Source organism: Oceanispirochaeta sp. (genome assembly GCF_027859075.1).
In the GTDB taxonomy this organism is placed as follows: Bacteria; Spirochaetota; Spirochaetia; order DSM-2461; family DSM-2461; genus Oceanispirochaeta.
The window spans coordinates 1-9,396 of the sequence record NZ_JAQIBL010000190.1 but is presented as its reverse complement, the minus strand read 5'-3'; the positions used below and the strand labels follow the sequence as shown (position 1 = coordinate 9,396).

Annotated in this window: 11 protein-coding genes; 10 read left to right on the top strand and 1 reads right to left on the bottom strand. The window is 44.3% G+C overall.

Annotation, left to right across the window (positions count from 1 at the left end; genetic code table 11):
• The 5 genes from PF479_RS10445 to PF479_RS10425 form a co-directional block, all read left to right on the top strand.
• Nucleotides 1-252 (top strand): hypothetical protein (locus PF479_RS10445; RefSeq protein WP_298005970.1); only part of this gene is annotated, 252 nt, incomplete at its 5' end.
• 3 nt (nt 253-255) lie between these two features.
• Nucleotides 256-1,689 (top strand): proton-conducting transporter membrane subunit, encoded by a 1,434-nt coding sequence (locus PF479_RS10440; RefSeq protein ID WP_298005967.1) that lies wholly within the window; start codon nt 256-258, stop codon nt 1,687-1,689.
• Nucleotides 1,686-2,477: an NADH-quinone oxidoreductase subunit C gene (locus tag PF479_RS10435; RefSeq protein ID WP_298005964.1), complete on the top strand. Its 792-nt coding sequence runs from the start codon at nt 1,686-1,688 to the stop codon at nt 2,475-2,477. Before PF479_RS10440 ends, PF479_RS10435 begins: the two co-directional genes overlap by 4 nt.
• Nucleotides 2,478-2,486: 9 nt before the next feature.
• Complete coding sequence (locus PF479_RS10430; RefSeq protein ID WP_367277227.1) at nt 2,487-3,218, top strand: hypothetical protein; 732 nt, start codon at nt 2,487-2,489, stop codon at nt 3,216-3,218.
• A 15-nt stretch (nt 3,219-3,233) separates the two neighbouring features.
• Entirely contained in the window at nt 3,234-4,004 is a 771-nt protein-coding gene (locus tag PF479_RS10425) for a hypothetical protein (protein WP_298005961.1), read from the top strand.
• Between the two features lie 215 nt (nt 4,005-4,219).
• Here the strand turns inward: PF479_RS10425 and PF479_RS10420 are convergent, their stop codons facing one another.
• The gene (locus PF479_RS10420) at nt 4,220-4,489 is read right to left on the bottom strand and encodes a hypothetical protein (protein WP_298005958.1); all 270 of its coding nucleotides are present in this window, start codon (nt 4,487-4,489) and stop codon (nt 4,220-4,222) included.
• 204 nt (nt 4,490-4,693) lie between these two features.
• Between PF479_RS10420 and PF479_RS10415 the strand changes: the two genes are divergently transcribed.
• The 5 genes from PF479_RS10415 to PF479_RS10395 all read left to right on the top strand — a co-directional run.
• Complete coding sequence (locus PF479_RS10415; RefSeq protein WP_298005955.1) at nt 4,694-5,287, top strand: CDP-alcohol phosphatidyltransferase family protein; 594 nt, start codon at nt 4,694-4,696, stop codon at nt 5,285-5,287.
• A 154-nt stretch (nt 5,288-5,441) separates the two neighbouring features.
• Nucleotides 5,442-6,512, top strand: a complete 1,071-nt coding sequence (locus PF479_RS10410; RefSeq protein ID WP_298005951.1) for a hypothetical protein — start codon at nt 5,442-5,444, stop codon at nt 6,510-6,512.
• Nucleotides 6,509-7,918, top strand: coding sequence for an ATP-binding protein (locus PF479_RS10405; protein ID WP_298005949.1), 1,410 nt, complete (start codon nt 6,509-6,511; stop codon nt 7,916-7,918). The genes PF479_RS10410 and PF479_RS10405 overlap by 4 nt, the downstream gene beginning before the upstream one ends.
• 51 nt (nt 7,919-7,969) lie before the next feature.
• Complete coding sequence (gene hisC / locus PF479_RS10400) at nt 7,970-9,025, top strand: histidinol-phosphate transaminase (RefSeq protein WP_298005946.1); 1,056 nt, start codon at nt 7,970-7,972, stop codon at nt 9,023-9,025.
• A gap of 4 nt (nt 9,026-9,029) precedes the next feature.
• Nucleotides 9,030-9,396, top strand: a 367-nt coding sequence (locus PF479_RS10395; RefSeq protein WP_298005944.1) for a PrsW family glutamic-type intramembrane protease, incomplete at its 3' end; no start/stop codon positions are given.

Sequence of the window (9,396 nt, the reverse complement as noted above, 5' to 3'; positions counted from 1 at the left end):
GTCATATTTGTAGGATTCATTTTATTAACAACCCGGGTTAAAGCCATTTCACAGGTTTTAGGGTATCTTTTATTGGAAAACGGAATATACATTTTCAGTCTGCTTCTGATTGAAGCCATTCCCCTAGTTGTTGAAATGGGCATGCTTTTAGACCTATTTGTCAGTATTTTCATTGTTTCCATCATCACAAATCATATTAATCGCGCGTTTTCTTCACTGGATACGCGCATGCTCTCAGCCCTTAAGGAGTAATGAATGGCGTTGATACTCATTTTTTTCCCGTTACTTATGGCAGGTCTGGCGTTAGTCATTCCTTCCAATACACTGCGCCCCTGGCTATTGCCGATAACGGCGATTGTTCACCTAACCGCGACTATCACTGCCATTCTTCACCCTGAATGGGGCAGTCATTCTGTATGGCTGGTTCTTGATCCTGTGGGCATGATTATTCTGATAACAATAACAATTCTGTTTCTATTTTCATCCTTTTATACCATTGGTTATCTTAAACTGAGACAGAAACTTTCCAATCGCTTTTTTACAGCCTGTCTACTGGCTTTTCTGGGATTGATCAGTCTTGCTATCTGGGCACACCATATGGGTTTAATGTGGGTGGCCATAGAGGGGACAACCCTTGTGACAGCTCCGCTGATTTATTTTAATCACACTCCCCGCAGTATCGAAGCGACCTGGAAATACCTTCTTGTGGGATCCGTCGGTATCGCATTAGCTCTTCTGGGTACTTTTTTTCTTGCCTATTCCTCCATGCAGGGAGGGATGGAAGCAACTCTTACATTTGAAGTTCTATTAAAAACCGCCCCCCGATTGTCCCGATCATGGCTTAAGGCCTCCTTTATTCTTATACTGGTCGGATATGGCACAAAGATGGGACTCGCACCGATGCATACCTGGAAACCCGACGCCTATGGGGAAGCGCCCGGTGTTGTAGGGGGTATTTTTGCCGGTGGAATTACAAGCGGAGCTTTTTTAGCTTTATTGCGTATGTATCAAATATGCAGTGCTGCTGGAGAAACCGCTTTTATGTCAAAGTTACTCATATTTATGGGTCTGTTTTCCATGGCAGTGGCCGGTGTTTTTATGTTAAGCCAAAAGGACTTTAAACGTATGCTCGCTTATTCCAGTGTCGAACATATGGGAATCCTTGCTCTGGGGCTGGGAATAGGGGCTCCTGCTCTTTATGCGACATTGCTCCACGTCATCAATAATGCCATGACTAAAGGTGTTCTTTTTCTCTCTGCCGGAAATATTCACAGGGCTTATTCCAGTAAAAACACCGATCAGGTAAGAGGAGCACTGCGGAGATTACCTTTATCGGGATCTTTATTTCTTGGAGGGTTTCTTGCCGTGACCGGATCTCCTCCCTTTTCTCCCTTTGTCAGTGAATTCTCAATACTTACCAGCGCTTTTACTCATAATCATATTCTTGCTGGTTCACTTTTTCTATTTTTTCTTTTACTGGTCTTTATCGGTATGGGTATTACCGTACTAAAAGTTGTACAGGGAAAAGTTCCTGAGAATATAATCGATTCGGGCTATCAGGAGAGCTTTTTAACCATTGCTCCTGTTCTGGCATTTATGGCTCTTGTTTTGCTGTTGGGTTTATATATACCCGAGTTCCTTCAAAACATGCTTCAGAATGCGGCTCATTTTCTGGAGAACAAAGTATGAATCAAATTTATGAAAATCTAGCGACAATGACCAATGGCGATTCAATTTTGATTAAAGAAATACCCCTCCTTGAAATAAACATTTTTTCAGAGACCATTATTGAAGCCGTCAACAGAGGTCAGCGGGTCAGCGCTTTATTCGGTGTAAAAACTGAAAATGCGGATGCCACTGCCTTGTATGTTATTTTAGCCGATGATGAATCTAATCAACTGAATGTAGGCAAAACAATAATCAAAGGTGCAGAATTCCCCTCTATCACAGCCCGTTGTCCCCAGGTTCATTTATTTGAGCGTGAAATAGCTGAACAGTTCGGGATTATCCCAATGGGTCATCCCTGGTTTAAACCTGTTCGCTATTGTCATTCCTGGACCGCCAGGGATGCATGGAATCGAAACAAAGATGAACCGATACTCCCTGGTGTAGGTGATTTTTATAAGATTGAAGGAGAGCAGATTCACGAAGTAGCAGTCGGTCCTGTCCACGCCGGAGTAATAGAACCGGGACATTATCGTTTCCAGTGTCATGGTGAACAGGTTTTCCACCTGGAAATTGCCCTGGGCTTCCAACACCGTGGCGTTGAAAAAGCAATGGAGACAGGACCGGATTCAAGATCTCTTCATTTTATGGAGACTCTTGCCGGAGATACAACGATTGGCCATTCTATTTCATACTGTCAGATTTATGAGGCTTTATCCCATACTCAGAAACCTGTACGGGCTCAGGCTCTCCGGGGTATTGCTCTGGAATTGGAACGTATTGCCAATCATGTGGGAGACCTGGGTGCCTGATCGGGAGATATCGGGTTTCTGCCGACATCCAGTTTCTGCGGTCGTCTCCGTGGAGAATTCCTGAATTTAACCGCTTCCCTCTGCGGGAACCGTTTTGGCCGAGGGTTCATACATCCCGGAGGTGTCGGTTTTAACATTGATCAACAGGAAGTGAAGGAAATACTTCACCGTATAGACAAAATTGATAAAGAGATTACTGATGCTATAAATCTTTTATGGGACAATCAGACTGTTATGGCACGTTTCTCCGGGACAGGTTCTATTTCTGAAGATTTTACAATAGAAATGGGACTCGTCGGGCCGGCAGCCAGAGCATCGGGGGTTATGAGAGACGTACGATATACTCATCCCAATGGTATTTTCCGTTTTTCGCAAATACCCGTATCAATCTACGAATCGGGAGATGTCCTGGGGCGGGCTTATGTCCGTTGGATGGAGATCCAAAAATCAATTACTTTTATAATTGACCAGTTAAAGGCTCTACCGAAAGGGGATGTTCTGGTTGCACCTGCAGAATTGAGCTCATTAAGTTTATCAATAGCTTTGAATGAAGGATGGCGTGGGGAAATCTGTCACGTAGCTCTTACCGATGAAAATGGCAGATTTGCCAGATACAAGGTAGTAGATCCTTCTTTTCATAATTGGCAGGGATTGGCACAGGCTTTACGGAATCAGCAAATCTCTGATTTCCCCTTATGCAACAAAAGTTTCAATCTATCCTATTGCGGACATGACCTATAAAAATAAGGAAAAGAAATGTACAAAGAAATTCTGACACGAGTAAAACAAGGTTATTGTACCATCAAATTCCCCAAAGGTGCTCCTCCAGCCCTTCCGGACCGCTTTCGGGGACGTCTGATTTTTGATACAAAGAAATGTGATCCTTTATGTCATATCTGCTCAGAAATCTGTCCCGTCGGTGCTATTGACGCGAAATCCAAAAGACTTGATCTGGGGAAATGTTTATTCTGCACAGACTGTTTTCAGGCATGCCCTGAAAAAGCAATTTCATTTTCCAAAGATTATAAACTTTCTGTACGAAACAGAGAGGATCTAATTGTGACTGCTGAACAGAAAGAAATCCTGCTGGCTGAAGAGCTGAGCAAAAAAATGAAAAAACTTTTCGGTCATTCTTTAAAATTGAGGCAGATCAGTGCCGGTGGCTGCAATGCCTGTGAAGCCGATGTCAATGTGCTGGGAACAATCGGGTGGGATTTAGGCCGATTCGGTATAAAAATGGTGGCATCTCCCCGCCATGCTGATGGAATTCTGATTACCGGACCAGTGACCAAAAATATGGAAATAGCCCTTAAAAAAGCCTGGGATGCTATCCCTGAACCCAAAATTTTGATCGCGGTAGGTTCCTGTGCCATTGCAGGAGGTCCCTATATCGATATGGAGCAGGTAAACAACGGTGTAGAATCCAGCCTGCCGGTGGATTTATTCATTCCCGGATGTCCTCCCCATCCCTTAACGCTTTTAGATGGTCTGCTCAGGCTCCTAGGCAGATTGGAAAAGAATCAATAGCAGAACAATTATTTAATAAATTGAGAATCCCTCGGTCGACACACTGACAGCAAAACGAAAAGGACAAAAAAAGCCCCCGGGAAAAGGAGGAAACCCGGGGGCGAGCAAAATGAAAAAACGTACAAGTCCATTAGGAGAAATCTTGTTGTTCTACAACTTTGAAACCATAAGCATTCTTTAGGGTTACAAAAAAATTATTTTATAATCCACAGGATTCACAACTGCAGGATGAACCTCAATAAAAACTTCATTGTCCCTGATCTGAGGGATACTGACTTCAGAGAAACAGACTCAACCTCAATCGCTGCTGAGTATCCGTCTTCCTGGACAGTAGCAAACTCTGTGTGCCGGGAGATTTTGGAAAAAGTAAGAGGATTCCATACTTCGAGATTGGTGCTGTCCAGTGAGATCTCTAAAGCCATAGAGAACATCATTGGAAAGCCCATAAAGAAGGTCAATAAAATATATTTACGGATCAGTATCATAACCATACTCCCATGATTCATCAGGTATCAACCTAGGCCTTTCTCCATATCATTTCAAAAAAAGGGGGAGAGAAGAATTCTGACAGTTTTATATGATTTCCAGGACATTTGAAGACGGCTTTAAACTATAACTGTAGTATAAAAGGGACGGACAGAGTCCAATAGCAGGAGCTTTAATTTATGTTTGATGAGTATACGCGCCCTATGAAAGACAAAATACTGAACCCCTTTGCCCTGTGGGTCTCCAGGTATGTTTCTGCCGGTCTCATGACAATAATAGCCCTTTTATTCGGTATTGCTTCAGCAGCATCTGTGCTCCTGGGGCAATATTCTATGGCTCTCATTCTCTGGATAATCAACAGGATCCTCGACGGACTGGACGGACAGATTGCCAGGGCCTCGAGAACCCAGAGCGATGAAGGGGGTTACCTGGATATAGTTTGTGATTTCATTGTCTATGCTTTAATCCCTGTTGCCATATCATTACAAAAAGGCAGCCGCGCTTCTTACATAAGCACTCTGTTTCTGTTAGCCGCATTTTATGTTAATTCCGCAACCTGGATGTACCTTTCAGCGCTCCTTGAAAAACGAGCAGCCGGTGCTGCCGCCCAAAATGAATCCACTTCTGTCACAATATCCCGAGGATTAATCGAAGGAACTGAAACGGTATTATTTTACACATTATTTTTACTGTTTCCCCGGTATTATGTCTTCAGTGCATCCATAATGGCTGCTTTAACGGTCATTGGAGCCCTTTTGAGAACTGCAAAGGGGTACTCAATCTTGAAAAATAAATAATCATTACTCTTCACACCCTGATGGCAGCCGATACAATCTCCAGAAAATCCTGAGGGGATTCTTTTTTTTCTGTTTTTCCTTTACCTGAACCTCCGAAAGTCCTATTCTTTTTTTTGAAAGTCGGATCTCTCCGCATTACAGGATATATCAGCTCATGATCAAGAAAACGAAGTACCTGTCTCTTCCCTTTTTATCCGGCTCTATAGCCATTTATCTGATTTTAGCCACCTATACAATGTTTTGTATGACCCGGACGATCGGTGTCGCCGTTCAACAAACAGTACAGAAGATGATTTCCACAAGCCGAACCAGGGGGGAGGTGATCATGACCCTGTCCAGCCGGTTTAACTCAGTGGCACTCCTGTCCCGTTTTTTCAGCTTTGTCTGGACATCTCTTCACTTCCTGTCTGAGTTGACCGGGATACTGACTCTCCAGGTTATGGGAATTCTTATGAATACCCTGGCCAGTTTCAATCTCAAAAAGATGCCCAACCGGGAAGTTGTGGACTATATACCCGGTCAGCATATAGGCAAGATTTTTGTGAGAGCCATGAAGAAGAAAAAGGAAAGGACCATCCTGATTCTGCGCTGGGGTGCCATCTGTATAGAGATTCTGTTTGGTATGACCATACCCTTTCTCAGGCAATATGCCGGTTTTTATGAAGACGGAAGCACCGACTTCAAAAAAACATGGACCATGATTTTTTCGATTGAACACATGAGAACCTTCAGAGACATCAGCCGTCTGAGCGGTGGAAATACAAACCTCAAGCGAAAAACTCTAATTCTCTCTTTGACTTATACAGGTTCCTCCCTGGCAAATGAAGAGATCAGACAGATGCTTCACAATCCCTTGAATTATGAACAGAGCGTTCTCACACTGGTGAGCCGCCAGAATAACCTGAGTCCGCCCCTGGGATGGATCTACCATATGAACAACCAGAAGGCCGGTGAGGGGCTTCACATCCTTTTGGATGAAACCAGGGAAATGGATATATTCTTTCAGGCACAGGAGCATCTGGATTCTTCCTTTAGTGAGGGTAATTTCAAGGAAATTTGGAAATGGTGCCGAAAACAATTAGAGGGAAGCAGCCAGTATACCGGTTCCGCCCTGCCGATTACCCGGTCAATCCTTAAATTTGATATGGATGCGGCAGATTCCAGTAACTCCATCGGCGCTCTGTATTATACTTATCAGATACTCAGCAAGGGAGGAATCTTGTGATCAATGGAGCCCAGCTCAAAAAATTATTCATTAATATGGACATAGCTCTGATTATAACAGATCAGTCCGGGTTAATTGAATCAGCAAACGACTCCGCAGGAGCCCTTCTCCAACTGGAGGAAGGGGACTTGAAAGGACGCCATATTCATGCCCTTCTGACTCCCAGGCATAAAGAAATCAACTTGAAAAAGATCTCCCAAAAAGAAGGCTCCGGTCCGATTATGTGGTTTCTGGAGAAGGTAGATATGGAGCATTCCTCAACACTGGACAGTGGAGCAAGTACTTTTCTGGCCGCCATGACCCATGAAATCAGAACACCCATGAACGGTATCATTGGATTGACCAATCTGGCTCTGGAGGAAGAGATGAGCCCGGTTCTCAAGGAGTACCTGGATATTATTCATCTATCTGCAGACTCCCTGATGCGGGTAATTAACGACATCCTGGACTACTCAAAAATTAAATCGGGAAACATGGGAGTGGAAATGATTCCGATTCCCCTTCATGACTTTCTGAATAATATTGCAAAGCTTTTTATCCCTCAGGCAAAATCGAAGGGTCTGGAGTTCAGATACAATCCCGCACCGGATCTTCCGCCGGTCATTAAGGGTGATCCCATACGGATAAGGCAGATCATACAGAATCTCCTGAACAATGCGCTGAAATTTACACCCGGCGGTTTCATAGAATTATCGAGTCATGTTGATAAAAAGAAGTCACCTCAAAGAATTTACTTCACTATATCCGATTCCGGTATAGGCATTCCAAAAGAAAAGCAGCATCTCCTGTTCCGTTCTTTTACTCAGGTGGATGCCTCGACAACCCGGAAATACGGAGGAACAGGTCTGGGACTGGCGATCTGTGCCTACCTGACAAGCAGAATGGGAGGACAGATCGATGTAAAAAGCGGAAAAACCCGGGGGAGCAGCTTCCGCTTCTTCCTTCCTCTGGAATTCCCGGCAGGAAGTAAGAAAGAAAAAAAGAAGAAAGAGTATCATCCTATCGAAAAACATATTGATAAGTCTATGAATCAGGACTCACTGGTACTACTTCTCGAAGATAATAGAGTGAATCAACTTCTGGCCATAAGAATTATTGAGAAGGCAGGATACAGGGTGGTAACCGCAGAAAACGGCATCGAAGGCATTGAAAAATATAAGCAATATCACCCGGATATTATTCTGATGGATATTCAAATGCCCGAAATGGACGGATATGAAACAACAATCGAATTACGGAAGATGGAGATGGAGATGCCGAGGAAAACCCCCATTATTGCCCTCACAGCTCTAGCTCTGCATGAAGACAGTCAGAAAATTAAAGATGCAGGAATGAACGATTTTCTGGTAAAACCCGTCAGTCCTATTGACCTTAAAGAGATGCTCCTTAAATACTGTAAAGACTAAAACCATGAATACCCACGGGAAGAGAGATGTCTTCCACGGCAAGGAGCTTCAATGAAAATCCGGAAAACACTCAGAAATACAACACCCTATGTTGCGGGAAAATCAAGACCGGGCGCCATTAAACTTTCATCCAACGAAAATCCTCTTGGACCATCCCCACGGGCACTCATTGCAATCAGTCAAGAGTTGAATCATCTGAATCGCTACCCCGACGGACGGTCGGGAATTCTGATCAATGCCCTGGCAGAACACTACAACCTGGATCCCGAATGCTTTATCGTCGGCAATGGATCTGATGAGATATTTGCTATGATTGCGGGGACCTTCCTTGAAGAGGGACAGGAAGTCATAACTGCGGACTCAACATTTTCAGAATATAGTTTTTCAGGTCTTCTTTTTGGGGGTCATGTCATAAAAGTCCCCCTGAAAAATGGCCGATTTGATACTGAAGGTCTTCTGGGAGCCGTGACGGACGATACATGTCTTGCCTTTATAGCCAATCCGAACAATCCCACAGGGACATTTCTCAAGGACAGCGAAATCCGGTCATTTTTAGACAGACTTCCCAGGGACGTGATCCTGATTCTGGATGAAGCCTATGCAGAATTTGCAACCCATGAAGAGTTCTGCTCGGGATCTGATCTGCTGTCTACCTATCCAAACCTCATAGTCACCAGAACCTTTTCTAAAATTTACGGTCTGGCAGGTCTCAGAATCGGTTATGCCATGGCACAACCGGATCTTACCCAGGCGATATTCAGGGCCAAACAGGCCTTCAATGTGAACCTGCTGGCACAAAGTGGCGGAGCTGAAGCCCTGAAGGATCATGAATTCATCAATAAGACTCTTGCTCTCTGTTCTGAAGGGAAAAAATACCTGTATAAGGCTCTTGAAGAGGAAAATTTCTTCTTTTATCCCAGTGAGGCCAACTTCATCTGCATCAAGGTGGATATGGACAGCAAAGAAGTCTTTGACAATTTCCTGAAACAGGGCATGGCCATCCGGCCTTTGGCTTCCTTCGGGATGGGCGAATGGATCCGTTATACCATAGGGACACAGGAACAGAATGAAGAGTTCATCCGTCTTTTAAAGACCCTGAAGGACTAATTTGATGTTTTTCATCCTCTCCTTACTGCTCCTGCCCCAGGTCATCAGTTTTCTTCTGGCTCTTGTACCGGCCTTGATCCTTCTGAGGTATTTTTACGTAAGAGACTCCCGTCCGGAACCTCGCAGAACCGTATCCAAGGCATTCCTCTGGGGGATTTTTGCAACCATTCCGGCACTCATTATTGAACTCCTGTTCTCCAGCAACGTACCCACCGGTTTGTCCCCCCTGATGTCGGCAGCGGTAAAAGCCTTCATCATTGCAGCGCGGGTGGAAGAAGCGTGTAAAATGGCCGTGATAAACAAGTTTATCTTCCCCCTGCCCGAGTTTGATGAAGTCAATGACGGAATCATCTATACAATGGCAGCAGGAC

Bases quoted from the DNA above. Each gene is read 5' to 3' on its own strand.
- PF479_RS10440 (WP_298005967.1), top strand. From the start codon at position 256: ATGGCGTTGATACTCATTTTTTTCCCGTTACTTATGGCAGGTCTGGCG.
- PF479_RS10435 (WP_298005964.1), top strand. From the start codon at position 1,686: ATGAATCAAATTTATGAAAATCTAGCGACAATGACCAATGGCGATTCA.
- PF479_RS10425 (WP_298005961.1), top strand. From the start codon at position 3,234: ATGTACAAAGAAATTCTGACACGAGTAAAACAAGGTTATTGTACCATC.
- PF479_RS10420 (WP_298005958.1), bottom strand. From the start codon at position 4,489: ATGATACTGATCCGTAAATATATTTTATTGACCTTCTTTATGGGCTTT.
- PF479_RS10415 (WP_298005955.1), top strand. From the start codon at position 4,694: ATGAAAGACAAAATACTGAACCCCTTTGCCCTGTGGGTCTCCAGGTAT.
- PF479_RS10410 (WP_298005951.1), top strand. From the start codon at position 5,442: ATGATCAAGAAAACGAAGTACCTGTCTCTTCCCTTTTTATCCGGCTCT.
- hisC (WP_298005946.1), top strand. From the start codon at position 7,970: ATGAAAATCCGGAAAACACTCAGAAATACAACACCCTATGTTGCGGGA.